The sequence below is a fragment of the Streptomyces sp. TOM-9 genome, from assembly GCF_056858595.1.
On sequence record NZ_JBXEQB010000001.1, the window covers coordinates 5416259 to 5435967 of the forward strand.

The 19709-nt window shown below is 72.7% G+C and carries 22 protein-coding genes; 15 read left to right on the forward strand and 7 right to left on the reverse strand.

Going from position 1 to position 19709, the window contains the following annotated elements; all coding sequences use genetic code 11:
• The first annotated feature begins 294 nt into the window (after window positions 1–294).
• The 3 genes from AC1VWI_RS25255 (at window position 295) to AC1VWI_RS25265 (ending at window position 2793) form a co-directional block, all read left to right on the forward strand.
• Complete coding sequence (locus AC1VWI_RS25255; RefSeq protein WP_499513300.1) at window positions 295–1452, forward strand: AfsR/SARP family transcriptional regulator; 1158 nt, start codon at window positions 295–297, stop codon at window positions 1450–1452.
• 142 nt (window positions 1453–1594) lie between these two features.
• Window positions 1595–2023 (forward strand): hypothetical protein, encoded by a 429-nt coding sequence (locus AC1VWI_RS25260; protein WP_499513301.1) that lies wholly within the window; start codon window positions 1595–1597, stop codon window positions 2021–2023.
• Entirely contained in the window at window positions 2020–2793 is a 774-nt protein-coding gene (locus AC1VWI_RS25265; RefSeq protein WP_499513302.1) for a DUF4332 domain-containing protein, read from the forward strand. The genes AC1VWI_RS25260 and AC1VWI_RS25265 overlap by 4 nt, the downstream gene beginning before the upstream one ends.
• Before the next feature lie 86 nt (window positions 2794–2879).
• Here the strand turns inward: AC1VWI_RS25265 and AC1VWI_RS25270 are convergent, their stop codons facing one another.
• Complete coding sequence (locus AC1VWI_RS25270; RefSeq protein ID WP_499513303.1) at window positions 2880–3188, reverse strand: hypothetical protein; 309 nt, start codon at window positions 3186–3188, stop codon at window positions 2880–2882.
• A 426-nt stretch (window positions 3189–3614) separates the two neighbouring features.
• Here AC1VWI_RS25270 and AC1VWI_RS25275 point away from each other — a divergent pair, with 426 nt between their 5' ends.
• Window positions 3615–3929 (forward strand): hypothetical protein, encoded by a 315-nt coding sequence (locus tag AC1VWI_RS25275; protein ID WP_499513304.1) that lies wholly within the window; start codon window positions 3615–3617, stop codon window positions 3927–3929.
• A gap of 32 nt (window positions 3930–3961) precedes the next feature.
• Here AC1VWI_RS25275 and AC1VWI_RS25280 read toward each other — a convergent pair whose 3' ends face one another.
• Window positions 3962–4540 carry a hypothetical protein gene (locus AC1VWI_RS25280; protein ID WP_499513305.1) on the reverse strand — a complete coding sequence of 193 codons (579 nt, stop codon included), beginning with the start codon at window positions 4538–4540 and terminating at the stop codon, window positions 3962–3964.
• 106 nt (window positions 4541–4646) lie between these two features.
• Between AC1VWI_RS25280 and hemL the strand changes: the two genes are divergently transcribed.
• The 8 genes from hemL (at window position 4647) to ccsB (ending at window position 13126) form a co-directional block, all read left to right on the forward strand.
• Window positions 4647–5960: a glutamate-1-semialdehyde 2,1-aminomutase gene (hemL, locus tag AC1VWI_RS25285; RefSeq protein ID WP_499513306.1), complete on the forward strand. Its 1314-nt coding sequence runs from the start codon at window positions 4647–4649 to the stop codon at window positions 5958–5960.
• The gene (locus AC1VWI_RS25290) at window positions 5957–6631 is read left to right on the forward strand and encodes a histidine phosphatase family protein (RefSeq protein ID WP_499513307.1); all 675 of its coding nucleotides are present in this window, start codon (window positions 5957–5959) and stop codon (window positions 6629–6631) included. The genes hemL and AC1VWI_RS25290 overlap by 4 nt, the downstream gene beginning before the upstream one ends.
• A gap of 197 nt (window positions 6632–6828) precedes the next feature.
• On the forward strand, window positions 6829–8142 hold the full coding sequence (locus AC1VWI_RS25295) for a polysaccharide deacetylase family protein (RefSeq protein WP_499513308.1): 1314 nt from the start codon (window positions 6829–6831) through the stop codon (window positions 8140–8142).
• 91 nt (window positions 8143–8233) lie between these two features.
• Window positions 8234–8806, forward strand: a complete 573-nt coding sequence (locus AC1VWI_RS25300) for a type 1 glutamine amidotransferase domain-containing protein (protein ID WP_499513309.1) — start codon at window positions 8234–8236, stop codon at window positions 8804–8806.
• Window positions 8807–8893: 87 nt separating this feature from the next.
• On the forward strand, window positions 8894–9511 hold the full coding sequence (locus AC1VWI_RS25305; RefSeq protein WP_499513310.1) for a TlpA family protein disulfide reductase: 618 nt from the start codon (window positions 8894–8896) through the stop codon (window positions 9509–9511).
• Window position 9512: 1 nt separating this feature from the next.
• Complete coding sequence (locus tag AC1VWI_RS25310; protein ID WP_499513311.1) at window positions 9513–10271, forward strand: cytochrome c biogenesis CcdA family protein; 759 nt, start codon at window positions 9513–9515, stop codon at window positions 10269–10271.
• A gap of 3 nt (window positions 10272–10274) precedes the next feature.
• A complete protein-coding gene (resB, locus tag AC1VWI_RS25315; protein ID WP_499513312.1) occupies window positions 10275–12047 on the forward strand; it encodes a cytochrome c biogenesis protein ResB in 1773 nt (590 codons plus the stop codon).
• Window positions 12044–13126, forward strand: coding sequence for a c-type cytochrome biogenesis protein CcsB (ccsB, locus tag AC1VWI_RS25320; protein WP_499513313.1), 1083 nt, complete (start codon window positions 12044–12046; stop codon window positions 13124–13126). The genes resB and ccsB overlap by 4 nt, the downstream gene beginning before the upstream one ends.
• A 27-nt stretch (window positions 13127–13153) precedes the next feature.
• Here the strand turns inward: ccsB and AC1VWI_RS25325 are convergent, their stop codons facing one another.
• Genes AC1VWI_RS25325 through AC1VWI_RS25335 form a run of 3 tightly spaced genes read right to left on the reverse strand, consistent with a single transcriptional unit; the run spans window position 13154 to window position 14982 of the window.
• Window positions 13154–14107, reverse strand: coding sequence for an isopenicillin N synthase family dioxygenase (locus AC1VWI_RS25325; protein ID WP_499513314.1), 954 nt, complete (start codon window positions 14105–14107; stop codon window positions 13154–13156).
• Window positions 14104–14550 carry a nucleoside deaminase gene (locus tag AC1VWI_RS25330; RefSeq protein WP_499513315.1) on the reverse strand — a complete coding sequence of 149 codons (447 nt, stop codon included), beginning with the start codon at window positions 14548–14550 and terminating at the stop codon, window positions 14104–14106. Before AC1VWI_RS25330 ends, AC1VWI_RS25325 begins: the two co-directional genes overlap by 4 nt.
• 21 nt (window positions 14551–14571) lie before the next feature.
• On the reverse strand, window positions 14572–14982 hold the full coding sequence (locus tag AC1VWI_RS25335; protein ID WP_499513316.1) for a PLD nuclease N-terminal domain-containing protein: 411 nt from the start codon (window positions 14980–14982) through the stop codon (window positions 14572–14574).
• An 88-nt stretch (window positions 14983–15070) separates the two neighbouring features.
• Between AC1VWI_RS25335 and AC1VWI_RS25340 the strand changes: the two genes are divergently transcribed.
• Both AC1VWI_RS25340 and mqnP read left to right on the forward strand, forming a co-directional pair.
• On the forward strand, window positions 15071–16522 hold the full coding sequence (locus AC1VWI_RS25340; protein WP_499513317.1) for a menaquinone biosynthesis decarboxylase: 1452 nt from the start codon (window positions 15071–15073) through the stop codon (window positions 16520–16522).
• Window positions 16519–17442, forward strand: a complete 924-nt coding sequence (gene mqnP, locus AC1VWI_RS25345) for a menaquinone biosynthesis prenyltransferase MqnP (RefSeq protein WP_499513318.1) — start codon at window positions 16519–16521, stop codon at window positions 17440–17442. Before AC1VWI_RS25340 ends, mqnP begins: the two co-directional genes overlap by 4 nt.
• Window positions 17443–17472: 30 nt before the next feature.
• Here mqnP and AC1VWI_RS25350 read toward each other — a convergent pair whose 3' ends face one another.
• Both AC1VWI_RS25350 and AC1VWI_RS25355 read right to left on the reverse strand, forming a co-directional pair.
• A complete protein-coding gene (locus AC1VWI_RS25350; RefSeq protein WP_499513319.1) occupies window positions 17473–18111 on the reverse strand; it encodes a magnetosome magnetite crystal formation protein family in 639 nt (212 codons plus the stop codon).
• Window positions 18112–18152: 41 nt separating this feature from the next.
• Entirely contained in the window at window positions 18153–18689 is a 537-nt protein-coding gene (locus AC1VWI_RS25355; protein ID WP_499516907.1) for a rhomboid family intramembrane serine protease, read from the reverse strand.
• Window positions 18690–18950: 261 nt separating this feature from the next.
• Here AC1VWI_RS25355 and AC1VWI_RS25360 point away from each other — a divergent pair, with 261 nt between their 5' ends.
• Complete coding sequence (locus AC1VWI_RS25360; protein WP_499513320.1) at window positions 18951–19640, forward strand: UbiX family flavin prenyltransferase; 690 nt, start codon at window positions 18951–18953, stop codon at window positions 19638–19640.
• Window positions 19641–19709: the final 69 nt, after the last annotated feature.

Consider the following 19709-nt stretch of genomic DNA (forward strand, 5'->3'; position numbering starts at 1 on the left):
GCCCTTCTTGGTGCCGGTAGTCCAGTATGTCCGGGCTCCGCCCGCGCGGCGATCGCAGCCCCACACGGGCGGGACGTACCGCAGACGGCGGGCCCGGGGCTCGGCCCGTCGTACGACCGGCCCGGGCGGGAGGGCGTGCGCGGACCGGCGCGGCGGCGTCCCGGCGGCCACCGGCCGTCGCCGGCGTCACCGTGGGCCCCGCCGGGCCCGCCGGTGCCCCGGGCGCCGATTGACAGGCCGGGACCGGCGTCCTTGAGTGAGGGGCGCCAGGCAGGAGCCTCAGGGGGAAGCGTCATGCCGAGCCACAGCCAGCCGCCCGCACCGCAGCCGCCACTGCCCGGAGTGCCGCCCGAGCGGCTGTGCGGGGAACTGCTCGGCGCGAGCGACGCCGCCGCGGACGCGGGGGACCTCGCGACCGCCGCGGTCCACGCACGTACCGCCGCGATGCTGGCGGCCTCGGCGGGGCTGCGGGCGCTGTTGCGCGCCGCGCAGTGGCAGCAGGGCCGGCTGGCGCTGCTCGCCGGCGACCGGGAGGCCGCGGACGGCTGGTTCCGGCAGGCCGGCCCTTCCGGCGCCGCCGCGCCCGCCGGCCCTTCCGGAGCCGACGCCGGGGGCGCCCGGCTGTGGGCGCGCTTCCGCCGCGGCCCGCGCGCACCGGAACGGCCCGCGCCGCCACCGGTCCGCCCCGCCGCGCCGCTGCTGGCGGTGGGCCTGCTCGGCTCGCTCAGCGTCAGCGTCGACGGCGTTCCGGCCGAGGGCTGGCACGGCCACCGCACCCGTTCCCTGCTCGCCTTCCTGCTCACCCACCGCGACCCCTGGCCGCACCGGGAGACGCTGATGGACGCCTTCTGGCCGGACTCGGCCCCCGGGGCGGCGCGCAACAGCCTCGGAGTCGCGATGCACCAACTGCGCCAGACGCTGGGCACCGCGACCGGTGAACCCGTGGTCGTCTTCCGCTGCGGTGCCTACCGGCTCGGTCCCGGGCTCGGCCTCTGGCTGGACTGCGACGAGTTCGACCTGCTGCTGCGCACCGCCCGGGAGGCGGAGGACCGGGGCGACCGCACCGGCGCGGCCGAGGAGTACGAGCGGGCGCTCGCCCTCTACCGGGGCGAGTTCCTCGCCGAGTCGCCGTACGAGGAGTGGACCGTCCTGCACCGGGAGCGGCTGCGGCTGGCCCACCTCGACGCCCTCGCCCGGCTGAGCGAACTGCACTTCACCGCGGGCCGCTACGCCCCGTGCGCCGAACTCTGCCGTCGCCTGGTCGCGTTGGACCCGTGCCGGGAGACCGCGCACCGACGGCTGATGCGCTGCCTGAGCCGGATCGGCCAACCGCACCTGGCCATCCTCCAGTTCCGGGCCTGCGTGCGGACGCTGCGCGAGGACCTCGGCGTGCCGCCGCAGCGCGAGACCGTCGAGCTCCACCAACGGCTGCGCGACGACCTGCCGGTGTGAGCGGCGCGCCCGCGCTTATCGCGTCGCGGCTGCCGGGTTAAGCGACGGCACGGCGGCCGGTTAAGCGCGGTGCGGAAGAACGGACGCCGAGCGCGGCGGCGACCCGCCGCCGCGCCGGCGCCCACCTCGCAGGGGAGAGAACATGACCGCACAGCCCGAACTGGGGAACCCCGTCCTCGGCCTCGACGCGCGCGACATCCAGGTGACGGACAACGACGCCATCCCGTCCGGCCTGGTCCTCACCGCGTCCCTGCCGATCACGGTCAGCGTGACCTTCGAGGTCGGCGGCGTGACGTTGCCGTTGCTGCACGACACGCCCTTCAGGGTGACCTACGCCTTCGCCTCGCTCTCCGGAACCAGCGACGTCACGCGCTCGGTGGACGGGCGCCTGGTCACACGGCCGGCGCCCGCGAAGACGGTGTACAGCGGCGCCGACACCCACGTCGTCCTCCCGGCCGGAACGCTGCGGCCCGGGCTCTACCAGGTCTCGGCGATGGTCCAGTTCCCCGGTGCCCGGGGCATGGGCGCCTTCACCACGCTGCCGGTGATCGAGGTCGTCGAGGGGCCGTGAACGAGGACGAGCTGACCCGGATCGACGGCGTCGGTGCGACCACCGCGCGCCTGCTGGCCGCCGCCGGGATCCGTACGTACGCCGAGCTGTCGGCCGCGTCCACGGACGAGGTGATCGCCGCGGTGCGCGACCTGCGCGTTGTCTCCGCGATCCGGGTCGAGCAGTGGCGCAAGGACGCCGCGGAGCTGGCCTCGGCGGTCCCGCCGCCGGGGCCGGCGCCGGAGGCGGAGTCGGCGGACGCCGGGTACGAGAGCTTCGTGCTGCGGGTCCGGCTGGACCGGGGGCGGATCCGGGCGACGGAGATCCGCAGGGTGCGCACCGGGGAGACCCGGCACTGGCCGGAGTGGGACGCCGGGGCGCTGCTCGCCTGCGTCCTGGGCCGCCCGGCCGGTCCCGGTCCTGGTTCCGTTCCCGATCCCGTCCCCGGACCCGGACGGGCGACCGGGACCGGGGGCGGGGGCGGGGACGACGGTGGTCCCCGTGCCGGCGTCGCCCCGCCGGTCACGCTGCTGGCCGAGCCGCTGCTGGCGGTCGCGGGCGGCGCCGTACGGCCGGGGGTGCCGTTCACGCTGGACGTCACGCTGGCCCTGCCCCCGGCCACCGGTCCCGGGGCGTGCTTCGCGTACTACGCGGCCGTCACCGCGAGCCCGGCGGCGAGGGCCGTCGCGTGCTGGCGGACGACCGGGGCGTGCTGCGGGCGGGCGATCCGGTCGTACGGCTGTCGCTGCCCGGCCTGCCGCCGGGCACCCACCGTCTGGGGATCGCGGTGAGCCTGCGCGAACCCGGCGGGCACCGTCCCAGCGCGCTGGCGGCCACGGTGGACGGGCTCGTGCTCACCGTGTGACGTACCACCGCGTCACGCGGCCGAGTCCGTGTCCTCGTCCCACTCGACACCGATCTCCCGCAGCCAGCGCCGGTCCTCCGGGCCCGGAGGACCGGGCGGCCCGGCCAACGGCTGCGGGGGGCCGGTGAGTTCGGCGCCGGTGAGCGACACCCCGCCCATGCCGCCCGCGTGCGCGACGCTCTCGTCACCGCGTTCGAGGACCAGGAGTTCGTAGTGGGGCGGCCACCGCAGCAGGATCCGCCGTCGGCAGACCGGGCAGTACCACTCCTCGGCGCCGGAGCTCCTCGTCCCCGCCAGCCGCATCTCGTGGGTCTCGCTCATGCTCGTCTCCGTCCGCGCGAAGGGCACAGGGGAGGGCGGCGAACCGCCCCGCGTACCGGGTTGATGCCCGATCCGCCCCGATCAACCCCGGTTGTACGGGCGCCTCGTGTGACCGGCGGACGACGGGCCGTCACCGGTTTCGTCACCCTTCGTGACCGGAGAAGTTCCCACCGCATGAATCGAGTCCGAAATTAGGGGATTTCACCCTATGTATTGACTGCGGGGAGTAATGGAACTTAAGGTTCATGTCAGGGGATGCTCCTGTGAGCCGCATCCCGTCCGACATTTCACGTCTGTGATGGTGCGTCCGCACCCGAGGCCCGGACGCACCCCCCGTCGCACCCGTGCCACGCGCACCGGCCGGTGCGACCCGCGCCGGGTCCCCCACGACCGGCGCCCACGTTCCGCATGTCGAAGGGAACGACCATGCGCGTCACGAGCACGACCATCCGCCGGATCGCCGCAGCGGCACTCGCGGCACCGATCCTCGCCCTCGTCGGAGCCGGCGCGGCCGGCGCAGCGCCGCAACAGGCTGCCCCCGCCTCGCACCAGTCCGTCGTCACCCACGGGGACGGCTGCTGGGGCTACGGCGACTGGGGTTACGGATGGCGTTACGGCCATCACCTCCACGACGGCTGTGGCTACGGCGGCTACGGCGGCTACGGCGGTTATGGAGGCTACGGAGGCTACGGCTACGGAGGTTACGGCTACGACAACGGCGTCGTCGTGGTGGTGCTGTAACCGTCAGTGAATCCGCACCCGCCCGGCGCCCGTCACGGCCACACCAGGCAGTACAGCTGGTGCCCGCTCTCGTGACAGCGCTGGGCGAAGTCCTGCCACTCGTGCAGCATCGTGTAGATCACGAACGCGTCCCGCGGCCCGCGGCGGTCGGGGACGGTGGACCAGATGAAGGCGGCGGCGCCGAGAGCCTCCTCGTCGGCCTTGCGCAACGGCTCGACGACGGAGTGGGGCAGCTTGACGACGGCGTAGTCGGGGTGGAGCACGACGAGTTCCAGCGGCGGGACCTTGGCCGGGGGTATGCCCTCGATGCCGGTCAGCACCATGGCGGCCATGGTCTCCGGCTTGACCTTGGTGTACATCCCCTGGCCCAGCTCGTCGCCGCCGAGTTCCTCGGGTCGCATCGAGATGGGGACCCGCGCGGCGGTCGCACCATCGGGTGCGCCGAAGTACTTGTAGGTCACCCCCACTCGGCCACCCCTGCTCCCGCTTTTCTCAACGGCCCTGTCGCGCTCTTTCGGCGGCCGGCGGCGCCGACCGGTGGGGCGGGCGTGCTCCGCGTCGGGGTCGTCCGCCCCGCCGCCCACGTCACCGCGTTCGCCACCGCGCTGCATTCCACTACCCGACCATCCGCAGACCCAACCGCGCAACCCGATCATCGTCTCAGATGCACGGTCGATACCTCGTCGCGCAACGCCCGGCATTTGAGAGCATGTGCTTGTGAGCTATCCGTACGCCTACGAAGCGCCAGTTTCTCAGACCTTGTTCGATCGAGCAGCCGCCGTGACCCCTGGTGGGGTGAACAGCCCGGTACGCGCCTTTCGTGCCGTGGGCGGTACGCCCCGGTTCATGGTGTCCGGAACGGGTCCTTACCTGAAGGACGCGGATGGTCGCGAATACGTCGACCTCGTCTGCTCGTGGGGGCCGATGATCCTCGGCCACGCCCACCCCGAGGTGATCGCCGCCGTGCAGGCGGCGGTTGCGCGGGGTACGTCCTTCGGCACGCCCGGTGAGGGCGAGGTGGAACTGGCCGAGGAGATCGTGGCGCGCGTCGCGCCGGTGGAGCAGGTGCGGCTGGTCTCCTCCGGCACCGAGGCCACGATGTCGGCGATCCGGCTGGCACGCGGGTTCACGGGCCGGGCCAAGGTGATCAAGTTCGCGGGGTGTTACCACGGTCATGTGGACGCCCTGCTGGCCGCCGCGGGTTCCGGGGTTGCCACTTTCGGGTTGCCCGACACCCCCGGGGTGACGGGCGCGCAGGCCGGGGACACGATCGTGCTCCCCTACAACGACCTGGGGGCCGTACGGGCCGCGTTCGCCGCCCACCCCGGTGAGATCGCCTGCGTGATCACCGAGGCGTCGCCCGGCAACATGGGCGTCGTGCCGCCGGCCGAGGGCTTCAACCAGGGCCTGGCGGACCTCTGCCGGGAGAACGGCGCGCTGTACGTCTCCGACGAGGTCATGACCGGTTTCCGCGTGTCGAGGTCCGGCTGGTACGGCATCGACGGCGTCCGCCCCGACCTGATGACCTTCGGCAAGGTGATGGGCGGCGGCTTCCCCGCCGCGGCCTTCGGCGGCCGTGCCGACGTGATGGCGCACCTCGCGCCCGCGGGCCCGGTCTACCAGGCGGGCACGCTCTCCGGTAACCCGGTGGCCACCGCCGCGGGCCTGGCCCAGCTGCGGTTGCTGGACGACGCGGTGTACGGGGCGGTGGACTCCGTCGCCGCCGAGGTCTCGGGCCTGGTGACCGCCGCGCTCTCCAAGGAGGGTGTGACGCACACCCTGCAGACCGCGGGCAACATGTTCTCGGTGTTCTTCACCGGGGACCGGGTGACGAACTACGACGAGGCCAGGCAGCAGGAGGCGTTCCGCTTCACGGCCTTCTTCCACGCGATGCTCGCCCAGGGCGTGTACCTGCCGCCCTCGGCCTTCGAGTCCTGGTTCGTGTCGTCGGCGCACGACGGCGCCGCCATCGAGCGGATCGCGGCCGCCCTGCCGGCCGCCGCCCGCGCCGCAGCGGAGGCCACCGCATGAGCGAGATCACCGTCGTCCACCTGATGCGGCACGGCGAGGTGGAGAACCCCAGCGGCGTGCTCTACGGGCGCCTGCCCGGCTACCACCTGTCCGACCTGGGCCGGAAGATGGCCGACCGGGTCGCCGAGCACCTCGCGGGCCGTGACATCACCCACGTCGTCGCGTCCCCCCTGGAGCGCGCCCAGGAGACCGCGGCGCCGATCGGCGCCGTCCTCGGCCTGGACGTCGCGAGCGACGGGCGGCTGATCGAGGCGGACAACGTCTTCCAGGGCAAGACCTTCGGCGTCGGCGACGGCGCGCTCAAGCGCCCCGCCAACTGGAAGCACCTGGTCAACCCGTTCCGGCCGAGCTGGGGCGAGCCGTACGCGGACCAGGTCGTGCGCATGACGGCCGCGCTGGAGGCGGCCCGGGACGCGGCACGCGGCCACGAGGCGGTGTGCGTGAGCCACCAGCTGCCGATCTGGATCGTGCGCAGCGCCGTGGAGCAGCGGCGCCTGTGGCACGACCCGCGCAAGCGGCAGTGCACCCTGGCGAGCCTGACGTCCTTCACGTTCGAGGACGACCGGATCGTCTCCGTCGGCTACACCGAGCCCGCCCGCGACCTGGTCCCGGCGCATCTGCTGGCCGGGGCGAAGCCGGTCAAGGGCGGCAGCAAGGGCTTCGGCGCCTGACGACCGCCTCCCGCCGGTTCCGGAGGGCACCGGTCACGCGGACCGGTGCCCTCCGGCACGCTCCGTGACGGCCGCCGCCGCGTGGCCCGATCCGGTGCCCCGCCCGGTGAATTCGTGCACCCCGCGAAGGAACCCGCCGTGCGCGCACGGCATCTAGCGCGGTGAGCGGGGGCGACGCACGGGGATTGGGGCGCGGAATGCGGGAGATCAGCCGACGAGGGGTACTGGGCCTGGCGGCCGGAGCGGCCGCCGTCGGGCTGGCGGGCTGCGCCGGGGAGGGCCCCGGCGGCCGGCACGTCGGCCAGGGGCCGTCGGTGTCGCCCTCCCCGTCCGCCGGCGGCCCGCAGGGGCGGCCCTCCCCGTCCCCGTCGGTGCGGACGATCGGCGACGGCTCGACGGCCGACACCGGGCCGCAGCCCCATCAGCCCGCCGCGGAGCGCCTGGAACCCGGCCAGACGCCACCGCAGTTCGTGATCTTCTCCTGGGACGGGGCGGGCGAGCTGGACAACGGGCTCTTCGAACGGTTCCGCAAGCTCGCGGGCGAGCACGGGGCGACGATGACCTTCTTCCTCTCCGGCGTCTACCTGCTCCCCGAGTCGAAGAAGAGGCTCTACAAGCCGCCGCGCAATCCCGTCGGCGCCTCCGACATCGGCTACCTCACCGACGCCCACGTCCGCGCCACCCTGCAGCAGTTGCGGCTGGCCTGGCTGGAGGGCCATGAGATCGGCACGCACTTCAACGGCCACTTCTGCGCGGGAGCGGGCTCGGTTGGACGCTGGAGCCCGGCCGACTGGCGCAGCGAGATCGAACAGGCCGTCGGCTTCGTGGAGAACTGGCGCACCCACACCGGCTTCACCGACCTGCCCCCGCTGCCCTTCGACTACCGCAAGGAGCTGATCGGCGGCCGTACGCCCTGCCTGCTGGGCCAGCGTTCGCTGCTGCCCACCGCCGCCCGCCTGGGCTGGCGGTACGACGCCAGCGGGCCGGGCGGCCTGCAGGTGTGGCCGGGCAAGAGCCACGGGCTGTGGGACCTGCCGCTGCAGGCGGTGCCCTTCCCCGGCCGCTCCTTCGAGGTGCTGTCGATGGACTACAACATGCTGGCCAACCAGTCGGTGAACTCCACGCGCGGCAACCCCGCCCACTACCCGGCCTGGCGGCGGCAGGCCCGCGACGCCTACCTGGGGGGCTTCCGCCGGGCGTACGAGACCAACCGCGCGCCGCTGTTCATCGGCAACCACTTCGAACAGTGGAACGGCGGGATATACATGGACGCCGTCGAGGACGCGCTGCGGCGGATGGCCGACCACCGGGACGTGCGCCTGGTGTCGTTCCGACAGTTCGTGGACTGGCTGGACGCGCAGGACCCGGCGGTGCTGGCGAAGCTGCGCACCCTCGGCCCGGGGCAGCGCCCCGCGGGCGGCTGGCGCCGCTTCCTCGCGCAGGAACGTTCCTCCGTGTCCCCCTCCACCACGCCCTCCTCCACGCCCTCCTCCTCTTCCTCCCCCTCCTAGACCGATCCGCCCGTTTCGTCCTGGGGGTGGCGGGCAGGCGAGCCGGTGAACGGGAACGTCCCCGAGGACCGAGCCGAGGAGGTCACAGGCCATGCACGCGTCCCTGCAGGGGAGGAAGATCGCGTTCCTGGTGGCGTCGGAGGGCGTCGAGCAGAGCGAACTCGCCGGCCCCTGGGAGGCCGTCCGCGAGGCGGGCGGGACGCCCCGGCTGGTCTCCACCCGCCACGGCCGCGTCCAGGCCTTCGACCACCTCGACCGGGCCGGCACCTTCCCCGTCGACGACACGCTCGGGGAGGTGGTCGCCGCGGACTTCGACGCGCTGGTGCTCCCCGGCGGCGTCGCGGGCCCCGACCTCCTGCGGCTCGACGCGGACGCCGTCGGCTTCACCAGGGACTTCTTCACCGAGGGCCGCCCCGTCGCGGCGATCTGCCACGCGCCGTGGCTGCTGGTGGAGGCCGGCGTCGTGCACGGACGTACCCTCACCTCCTGGCCCAGCGTGTGCACCGACGTCACCAACGCCGGCGGCACCTGGATCGACCAGGAGGTCGTGGTCGACTGCGACGGCCCCAACGTCCTGGTCACCAGCCGCAGGCCCGGCGACCTCAAGGCCTTCCAGGACGCCCTGGTGGACGAGTTCGCGCACCAGACCCGGAGCCGCGATTAACCGTCGCTTACTTGGGGCATTTGCCGCTTTCGGCAAAGCTGTCGGGGGTGCGCGAGATCGCTCCCGGCCTCATGCGAAACTTTTCACATGAGTCCTACGCGCGCCCTCCGACGCCGTCCGCTCCACGGTGCCGCGGCACTGGCCGGGGCAGCCGCGTTCGCGCTGGCCGTCACGGCCTGCTCGACCTCCACCGCGTCCTCCGACGGCACCGGCCCCGGAACGAACTACGTCGGCGGCACCGGTGAGATCTCCACGGTCAAGCCGGGCCACCGGGTGGCCGCGCCGGAGCTGAGCGGGAAGTCCGTCGAAGGAGCCCCGCTCAGCCTCGCCGACCACAAGGGCAAGGTCGTCGTCCTCAACATCTGGGGCTCGTGGTGCCCGCCTTGCCGGGCCGAGGCGCCGCACCTGGCCAAGGTGGCCAAGGAGACCGGGTCGCAGGGCGTGCAGTTCATCGGCATCAACACCCGGGACCTGCAGACCGCACAGGCCAAGGCCTTCGAGAAGGAATTCGACATCCCCTTCCCGAGCTTCTACGACCCGTCCGGCGACCTGGTGCTGCGCTTCCCCAAGGGCAGCGTCAACCCGCAGGCCATTCCCTCCACGCTGATCATCGACCGTCAGGGGAAGATCGCGGTGCGCGCGCTGAAGGAGCTCAGCGCCGACGAACTGCACGAGGTCCTCGACCCGGTGATCGCGGAGAAGTGACGTGAGCGTACTCGCCGCCGGTGCCAACCAGACCGTGGTGAACGGCGCCCTGCTCGCCGCCGTGCCGGTCGCGCTCCTCGGCGGCCTGGTCTCGTTCTTCTCCCCGTGCGTGCTGCCCCTCGTCCCCGGTTACCTGTCGTACGTGACCGGTGTCACCGGCACAGACCTGGCCGAGGCCCGGCGCGGCCGGATGTTCGTGGGCGCGTCGCTGTTCGTCCTCGGCTTCACCGCCGTCTTCGTCTCCGGCGGCGCGCTGTTCGGCAACTTCGGCACGACGCTGCTGGTGCACAAGACGGTCATCACCAGGGTGCTCGGCGCGCTCACCATCGTCCTGGGGCTCGCCTTCATGGGGGTGGTCGGCGGCATCACCCAGCGCGAACTCCGCTTCCACCGCAAGCCCGCGATGGGCCTGGCGGGTGCGCCGCTGCTCGGCGTGCTCTTCGGCATCGGCTGGACGCCGTGCCTGGGACCGACGCTGAGCGCCGTCAACTTCCTCGCCTTCAACGAGGCCAGTGCCGGCCGCGGGGCGCTGCTCACCGCCGTCTACTGCCTCGGCCTCGGCCTGCCGTTCATACTGGCCGCCATCGCCTTCCGCCGCGCGCTCGGCGCCTTCGGCTGGGTCAAGCGCCACTACGTGTGGGTGATGCGCCTCGGCGGTGGCATGCTCGTCGCTGTCGGCCTGCTGCTCGTCACCGGCGTGTGGGACCACATCGTCTACCAGATGCAGATCTGGTCGTCCGGCTTCACTCCAGGGATCTGATCCATGAGCTCCAAAGACACCGCGGGGGCACCCCCCGACGCGGCGGCGGACGCCGGTGCCGACCTCGGCGCGGCCGGCGCACAGCTGTCGACCGCGCCCGTCGAGGACCTCGGCCAGGTCGTGCCCGGCTCCTTCGGCGGCGTCCGCGGGCCGGGTACGGCCGGCGGACTCGCCTGGACCGGACGCGAGGTGTGGGGCTGGACGCGCTGGACCTGGCGCCAGCTCACCTCGATGCGGGTGGCGCTGGTCCTGCTCTTCCTGCTGTCGCTGGCCGCCGTCCCCGGTTCGCTGGTGCCGCAGACGAGCGTCGACGAGATCAAGGCGCAGACCTTCAAGGACGCCCACACCACCCTGGCGCCGCTCTACGAGAAGCTCGGGCTGTTCAACGTCTACAGCTCGGTGTGGTTCTCGGCGATCTACATCCTGCTGTTCGTCTCGCTCGCGGGCTGCATCGTCCCGCGCAGCTGGCAGTTCGTCGGCCAGCTGCGCGCCAAGCCGCCGGCCGCCCCGCGCAACCTCACCCGGCTCCCGGCGTACGCGACCTGGCGCACCGAGGCCGAGCCGGACGCGGTGCTCGCCGCCGCCCGGCGCGCCCTCCGCGGCCGCCGCTTCCGCACCCAGGTCACCGGTACGGCGGTCGCGTCGGAGAAGGGCTTCCTGCGCGAGGCCGGCAACCTGGTCTTCCACATCGCGCTGTTCGGGCTGCTGATCTCCTTCGCGGTGGGCGGGCTGTTCAAGGCCGAGGGCGGCAAGCTGATCGTCGAGGGCGACGGCTTCAACAACACGCTCACCCAGTACGACGACTTCAAGCCGGGCACCTTCTACGACGCCGACGACCTGGACACCTTCGGCTTCAAGCTGGACGGCTTCAACGCCTCGTACGCGCGCAGCGGCCCGCAGAAGGGCACCCCGCGCACCTTCCGCGCCAACATCCGCTACTGGACGAGCCCGGGCGGCAAGCAGACGAAGTCCGCGATCGAGGTCAACGAGCCGCTGGAGGTCGGCAGCTCCAAGGTCTACCTGATCGGCCACGGCTACGCGCCCGTCGTCACCGTCAAGGACGGTCAGGGCAACGTCGTCTTCCAGGGCCCGGTGCCATTCCTGCCGCAGGACGGCAACCAGACCTCGGTCGGCGTGATCAAGGCGATGGACGTCCGCGACCACGCCGACAGGAAGACCCAGTACGGCTTCCAGGGGCTGTTCACCCCGACCTTCGCGCTGAACGCGCAGCAGGGCCCGCACTCGTCCTTCCCTGCCCTGGACTACCCGGCGCTGATCCTCACCGCCTACCACGGCGACCTGGGCGTGGACGCCGGCCTGCCGCAGAATGTGTACCAGCTCGACACCGACAAGATGAAGCAGTTCAAGGACGCCGACGGCCGGATCGTGAGCAAGGCGATGAAGCCGGGGGAGACGCTCGCGCTGCCCGACGGCGACGGCTCGCTCACCTTCGACGGCGTCAAGACCTGGGCCACCTTCCAGGTCTCCCACCAGGTCGGCAACGGCTGGGCGCTGGTGAGTGCCGTCGCCGCCATCCTCGGCCTGGCCGGATCGCTGTTCATCCAGCGCCGCCGGGTCTGGGTGCGGGCGGTGCGCGGCGCGGACGGTGTCACCGTCGTCGAGCTGGCCGGGCTCGGCCGCAGCGAGTCGGCGCGGATCGCCGACGAGCTCGGCGAGCTCGCCGCCGACCTCACGGCCACGGCCCCGCCGCTGCCCGAAGCGGACCCCGAACCCTCAGAAGAACCCCTGCCCGATGACGAAGGAGCGCGCGCGTGACCATCGCTGCCGCGGTCAACGAGAACGTCGCCCACCTCAGCAACTACCTGATCTACTCGGCGATGGCGGTCTACACGCTGGCCTTCCTCGCCCACATCGCGGAATGGGTCTTCGGCAGCCGCAGCAAGGTCGCCAAGACCTCCGCCGCGCTCGCCCCCGGCGCCGCCGGGTCCGCGCCCGCGGTCACCGTGACCGTGAAGCAGGGCGGCGGCACCGCCACCCTGGCGCGTCCCAAGGTCGTCACCCGGGCCTCCGCCAGTGACCGCGGCTTCGCCGACGGCCCCGGCGCGGCCGGCGACACCGAGCAGGGCGACCTCTACGGCCGCATCGCGGTGTCCCTGACCGTGCTGGCCTGGGCAATGCACGTGGCCGCCGTGGCGGCGCGCGCCTTCTCGGTGCAGCGCGCCCCCTGGGGCAACATGTACGAGTTCTCCACCACCTTCGGCGCCACGGCGGTCACCGCCTACCTGGTGCTGCTCCTGCTGGGCAAGAAGGTCCGCTGGATCGGGCTCTTCCTGACCACCACGGTCCTGCTCGACCTCGGCCTCGCCGTCTCGGTCCTCTACACCGACAGCGACCAGCTGGTCCCGGCGCTGCACTCCTACTGGCTGTGGATCCACGTCTCCTGCGCCATCATCTCCGGCGCGGTGCTCTACCTGGGCGCGGTGGCGAACGTGCTCTACCTCTTCCGCGACCGCTACGAGACCGGCCTCGCGGCGTCGGGCACCGCCGAGGGCACCTGGGCGAACATCATGTACCGCCTGCCGTCGGCCGCGAGCCTGGACAAGTTCGCGTACCGCGTGAACGCCATGGTCTTCCCGCTGTGGACGTTCACGATCATCGCCGGCGCGATCTGGGCCGAGGCGGCCTGGGGCCGCTACTGGGGCTGGGACCCCAAGGAGACCTGGTCCTTCATCACCTGGGTGGTCTACGCGGCCTACCTGCACGCCCGCGCCACCGCCGGCTGGAAGGGCCGCAAGGCCGCCTACCTGGCGCTGCTCGCCTTCGCCTGCTTCCTGTTCAACTACTACGGCGTGAACATCTTCATCACCGGCAAGCACTCCTACGCCGGCGTCTGAGCCCCGTCGTCCCGCCCCTGCCGGGGTTCAGCCCAGGCCGATGGCGTCCAGCTTCGCCCGCAGGTACGCGTGCGAGTCCACGGGCTCGTACGCGTGCCTGCCGACGGGCGCGGGCAGCGGCGTGACGCGGGTGCCGGGGTCGCACTCGTAGAACCACACCAGCGACATCAGCTCCTCCGCCGGCGCGTCGGCCGGCGGGGGCAGCACGCGGTGCCGCCCGGAACGCCAGCGGTCGCCGGTCCAGCGGGCCATCAGGTCGCCGATGTTGACGGTGAAGGAGTCCGGCTCCCAGGGGGCGTCCTGCCAGCCGTCCCCGTCGGTGTGCACCTGGAGGCCGCCCTTGCCCCGCTGCCGGTCGAGCACGGTGACCGTGCCGAAGTCGGTGTGCGGGCCGATCCTGAACTGGCCCGGCTCGGGCGGTCCGACCACGTCGGTGCCCGGGTACCAGTTGATGTTGAAGCCCCAGGTGGGGTGGCGGGTGTGCCGGGTGAAGAGGTCCCCGGGCCCGCCCAGGGCGGCGGCCAGCAGCTCCAGCAGGTGGTCGGAGAGACCGCGCATGTGCGTCACGTACGCGTCCACCAGCGGTCGCAGCCGCGGCGCCTCGGCCGGCCAGAGGTTCGGCAGGAACCACTCGGCGTCCACGGCCGGGTCACCGGTCGGCTCCTCGGCGGCGAACGACCAGGACTCCTTCAGGTCCGGCGGGGTGGCCGTGCCCTCCGCGTAGCCGTTGGCCTCCGCGCCCGGGCCCAGCCAGCCGCGGCCCCCGACCCGTACCGCGTACGGCTCCTTGACGGCGGCCGGCAGCCGGAAGAAGCCGCGGGCGGCCTCCCGGATCGCCGCGCGCAGTCCCGGGTCGACGCCGTGCCCGGTGACCAGCAGGAAGCCGGCCGAGCACAGCGCCTCGTCGACGGTGGCGGCGACGCGGGCGCGGGCGGCGGCGTCGCCGGTGAGCCAGGGCCCGAGGTCGATGGTGGGGATCATGCGCCGATGTCCTCGTTCCACAGCTCGGGGCGGGCCGCGACGAACTCCGTCATCAGGGCCACGCACTCCGGGTCGTCCAGCAGGACGATCTCCACGCCGTGCTCGGCCAGCCAGTCGTGGCCGCCGTGGAAGGTGCGGGCCTCGCCGATGACGACCCGGGAGATCCCGAACTGCCGGACCAGGCCGCTGCAGTACCAGCACGGCGACAGGGTGGTCACCATCGTCGTCCCGCGGTAGGTGCGCTGCCGTCCGGCGGCCCGGAAGGCCGCCGTCTCGCCGTGCATCGACGGATCTCCGTCCTGCACACGGCGGTTGCGGCCGCGGCCCAGCACCGTGCGGCCGTCCGGAGCGTACAGGGCCGCCCCGATGGGGATCCCGCCCTCCGCGAGGCCCGCCCGGGCCTCGGCGACGGCGGTCGCCAGCATCGCCTGCGCGTCGTCCATGACGCCCAGTGTCCCGCAGGATCAGCCGCGGGGCTGGTTGTCCTGGCCGTCGGCGGGGCCGTTCTCGCGCTGCCGCAGCTCCTCCTCGCGGCGGCGCAGGTCGGCCTCCCAGCTCTTCAGCAGCTGCTCGTCCTTCTTGTTCTCCTCGCGCAGCGAGTGCAGGAACTCCGGGTTGTCGTCAGGGGCGACCCACTGCGTGCGGTGGTTGCGGTGCCACTCGGCGGGCGTGCTGCCGCCGGCCGGGGCGGTGCGGTGCTTGCCGGCCACCAACCAGGCGATCGGCCCGATCAGCACCTCGCCGAAGAGCAGGATGACGATGACCCACACGACCTTGGGGAGGCCGCGGACCTGCTCCTCGGGCGTGTTGAGGCAGTCGATGAAGGCGTAGATCCACAACGCCAGCACCAGCAGGAACGGGATGTACCGGATCATCGCGGGAGTGCCCCCCAGGCAGCGACGGCGGGGCGCGGCAGGGCCCCGGTGACGGGTCCAGGGTAGTGCGTGCCGGATACTGGACCGCATGGCTTACGACGATCTTCGCTCGCTGCTGAGGGCCCTGGAGAAGGAGGGGGACCTCAAGCGCGTCACGGCAGAGGTCGACCCGTACCTGGAGGTCGGTGAGATCGTCGACCGCGTCAACAAGGCGGGCGGCCCGGCGCTGCTGTTCGAGAACGTCAAGGGCTCCTCGATGCCCCTGGCGATGAACGTCTACGGCACCGACCGCCGGCTGCTGAAGGCGCTCGGCCTGAAGTCCTACGCCGACATCGGCGACCGCATCGGCGGGCTGCTCAAGCCGGAGCTGCCGCACGGTTTCGTCGGCGTGCGCGAGGCCTTCGGCAAGCTCGCCGGGATGACGCACGTACCGCCGAAGAAGGTGAAGGACGCCCCCGTCCAGGAGGTCGTCCTCACCGGCGACGACGTCGACCTGGACGCGCTGCCGGCCCTGTTCACCTGGCCCGAGGACGGCGGCTCCTTCTTCAACCTCGGCCTGACGCACACCAAGGACCCCGGGACCGGCGTCCGCAACCTGGGCCTGTACCGGCTGCAGCGGCACGACCGCCGCACCATCGGCATGCACTGGCAGATCCACAAGGACAGCCGCAACCACTACCAGGTGGCCCAGCGGCGCGGCGAACGGCTCCCGGTGGCCATCGCGTTCGGCTGTCCGCCCGCCGTGACGTACGCCTCCACCGCGCCGCTGCCGGGCGACATCGACGAGTACCTCCTCGCCGGCTTCGTCGGGGGCAGGCGCATCGAGATGGTCGACTGCAAGACGGTGCCGCTGCAGGTGCCCGCCCAGGCGGAGGTGGTCCTGGAGGGCTGGCTGGAGCCCGGGAAGATGCTGCCCGAGGGGCCGTTCGGCGACCACACGGGCTTCTACACCCCGCAGGAGCCCTTCCCGGCGCTGACCATCGACTGCGTGACAATGCGCCGCCGGCCGCTGCTGCAGTCCATCGTGGTGGGCCGGCCGCCGACCGAGGACGGCCCGCTGGGCCGGGCCACCGAGCGGTTCTTCCTCCCGCTGCTGAAGGTGATCGTGCCGGACATCGTGGACTACCACCTGCCGGAGGCGGGCGGCTTCCACAACTGCGCGATCGTCTCGATCGACAAGAAGTACCCGAAGCACGCCCAGAAGGTCATGCACGCCATCTGGGGCGCGCACATGATGTCGCTGACCAAGCTGATCGTCGTGGTCGACGCCGACTGCGACGTGCACGACCTGCACGAGGTCGCCTGGCGGGCGCTGGGCAACACCGACTACGCCCGTGACCTGTCGGTGGTCGAAGGTCCCGTGGACCACCTCGACCACTCCTCCTACCAGCAGTTCTGGGGCGGCAAGGCAGGCATCGACGCGACCCGGAAGCTGCCCGAGGAGGGCTACACCCGCGACGGCGGCTGGCCCGAGATGGTGCTCTCCGACCCGGAGACCGCCGCGAAGGTCGACCGCCGCTGGAAGGAGTACGGCCTGTGAGCGCCGAATCCGCGACTCCGGATCTCTTCGGACCCTCCCCGCGCCCGGACGGCAAGGTCCGGGCGTTCCTGCGGCTGGTGATGATCGAGCACTCGGTCTTCGCCCTGCCCTTCGCCTACATCGCCGCGCTCAGCGCGATGTTCGCGCAGGACCGGTCCGTCCACTGGTGGCAGCTCTTCCTGATCACCGTCGCCATGGTGGGCCTGCGCACCTTCGCGATGGCGTGCAACCGGATCATCGACCGCGAGATCGACGCCCGCAACCCGCGCACCGCGGGACGCGAACTGGTCACCGGAGCCGTGTCCGTGCGCTCGGCGTGGACCGGCGCGCTGATCGCCGTGGTGTTCTTCCTGGGCGCCGCCGCGCTGCTCAACCCGCTGTGCCTGGCGCTGGCGCCGATCGCGGTGGTCCCGATGGTGGTCTACCCGTACGGCAAGCGGTTCACGGACTACCCGCACGCCATCCTCGGCCTCGCCCAGGCCATGGGCCCGGTCGGCGCCTGGCTCGCGGTCACCGGCTCCTGGTCGTGGGACGCCGTGGTCCTCGGCCTCGCGGTGGGCGTGTGGATCGGCGGCTTCGACCTGATCTTCGCCTGCCAGGACGTCGCCGCCGACCGCGCCCACGGGGTGCGCTCGGTGCCGGCCCGCTTCGGCGTCGACGGCGCGCTGTACGGGGCGCGGGTGAGCCACGTGGTGACGACCGTGCTGCTCGTCTGGTACGGACTGGCGGTCGGCGCCGGGGCCTTCTGGTGGGTCGGCATGCTGATCGTGGGCGGTGCCTTCGTCTACGAGCACAGCATCGTGAAGCCCGGCGACCTCAGCAGGCTCAACCGGGCGTTCTTCACGGTCAACGGCTTCATCGGGATGGCGCTGTTCCTGTGCGCCCTGCTCGACCTCGCGGTGCGCGGCCTGGGGGTGTGACGCCCCCGCGCCCGGCGCGGTCGCGCCGGGTCAGCGGCGCACGAAGGGCAGGGCGACGAACTTCGGGTAGCTCCACCACTGGCCGCTGTTGGCCTTGGTGCTGCCGATGATGCAGAAGATCACCCCGGTCAGGAGGTGCAGCGCGGCCAGGGCCATCAGGCCGAAGCCCACGAAGGGCAGCCAGACCGGTCCGCCGTGGTCGTACGCGGCCACGGAGGCGAGGCCGCCGGCGTAGCCGACGATGCCCAGGAGGCCCGCGATGGCCGCGGTGATGCCGTAGTTGATCCCCTGCGCGGCGTGGTGCCGGATGAAGGGGTCGTGCTTGTTGCGCTCGTTGGAGCGGATGACCAGCGGGGTCACCCAGGCCAGCGCCCAGCCCAGGCAGCACATGCTGCTGCCCGCCACCACGGTGAGCAGCGCGCCCAGGTGGGCCCACATGGCCGGCGTGGTGGGCGGCCGCAGCGGCGGGGGCGGGAACGGCAGCGGCCCCCGGGCGTGGCCGTAGCCGTAGCCGTACGGGGGCTGCGGCGGTGCGGGCGGCGGGTACGGCGGGGGCGGCGACGGCATGGCGTGGGGCCCCTGCGCCGGACCCGGCTGCGGTGGCACGGGCGGCACGGGCGGCACGGTGTCCCGCGGCGGTACGTCGTCGTGCTTGCTGAAATCGGTCATGGAGAACCGCCCCCGTCGTTTGGTCCCCGGATCCTACGGCCTCATCTGATCAGCCCGTCGGCGGGGCGGTCCCGGAAGAGGAAGGCGCCCACGACGCCGCCGAGGAGGCCGAACAGGTGGCCCTGCCAGGAGACCCCCTGCGCGGTCGGCAGGACACCCCACAGGATCGAGCCGTACGCCACCGCGACGACCAGCCCGACCGCGATGTCGATGAGGCGCCGGTCGACGAAGCCGCGCACCAGCAGGTACCCGAACAGGCCGAAGACGATGCCGGAGGCGCCGGCGGTGTTGGTGTGCGGCGGCGCCACCAGCCAGACGCCGCCGCCGCTCGCCATGACGATGACGAACACCACGCTCAGCAGGCGGGTCGTGCCGCGCAGCGCCGCGAGGAAGCCCAGCACCAGCAGCGGCAGGCTGTTGGCGGCGACGTGGTCGAAGCCGAAGTGGATGAACGCGGCGGGGATGATGTCGCGCAGTTCGCCGATCTGCCGCGGCACGATCCCGAAGGTGTCGAGCGCGTGATGGGTCATCACGTCCACGCACTCGATCAGCCAGAGCAGCCCCACCCAGATGAACATGATCGCCGCGGCCGTCTTCGCCCGCTCTCCCGGAGCGGCGTCGCCGCGGACGCGCCGCCGGGCGTCACCGGCGTCATGGCCGGCGATGGGTTCGTACGCCACAGGCCCCCCTCGTGGTGGTGGACCGCCCGCCGGTCCGGCCGGGCTCCCCTCACGGTAGACAACGACGACGGCGTCCGTGGCGGTTCCCGGGCCCACTCGTCCATTCGCCCGGCCGGACCGGCCGGGGTCGTGCCACGGGTGGCCGGATAGGCTCGCGGCATGGACGACAGCGAGCGCGGGACACCGTGGGTGGTCGGGGTCTCCGGGGCTTCCGGGACGCCGTACGCCGCGGCGGTGCTGCGGGCGCTGCTGCACGCCGGCGAGGCCGTGGACCTGGTGGTCAGCCGGGCCGCCCGGCTCACCGTCCTGGACGAGACCGGGGCGCCTTTCCGGGACGCCCACTGGCGCGAGGACCTGGCCCGCTGGCTGGCCCGCGGCGCGGACGGCACCCCGGACCGGTTCGAGACCGATCTGAGCCGGGTGCGGTACTGGTCCGCCGGGGACCTCGCGGCCGGGCCGAGCTCGGGTTCGTACCCGGTCAAGGGGATGCTGATCGTGCCGGCGAGCACCGCCTGCGTGGCGGGCGTCGCCCTCGGGCTCTCCAAGGACCTGCTGCAGCGGGTGGCGAGCGTCACCCTGAAGGAGCGCCGTCCGCTGGTGGTCGCGGTACGGGAGACGCCGCTGGGCGGGCAGACCCTGAGGCACCTGGTCGCGCTGGACGAGGCGGGCGCCGTGGTGCTGCCGGCCTCGCCCGCCTTCTACGCCGGGGCCAGGGACATCCAGGACCTGGTCGACTTCGTCGCCGGCCGCGCGCTGGACGCCGTACGGGTGCCGCACAAGCTGTACCGCCGCTGGGAGGGCGAGCTGGGGGCCGCCGGGGCCGGGGTCGACGGGGCTGCCGCGGATTGATGCGCAGGGCACATCCCCGTTCATGCCTTAGATTCTTGTCCTGACAGCGCAGTCGCGGCACGAATGAAG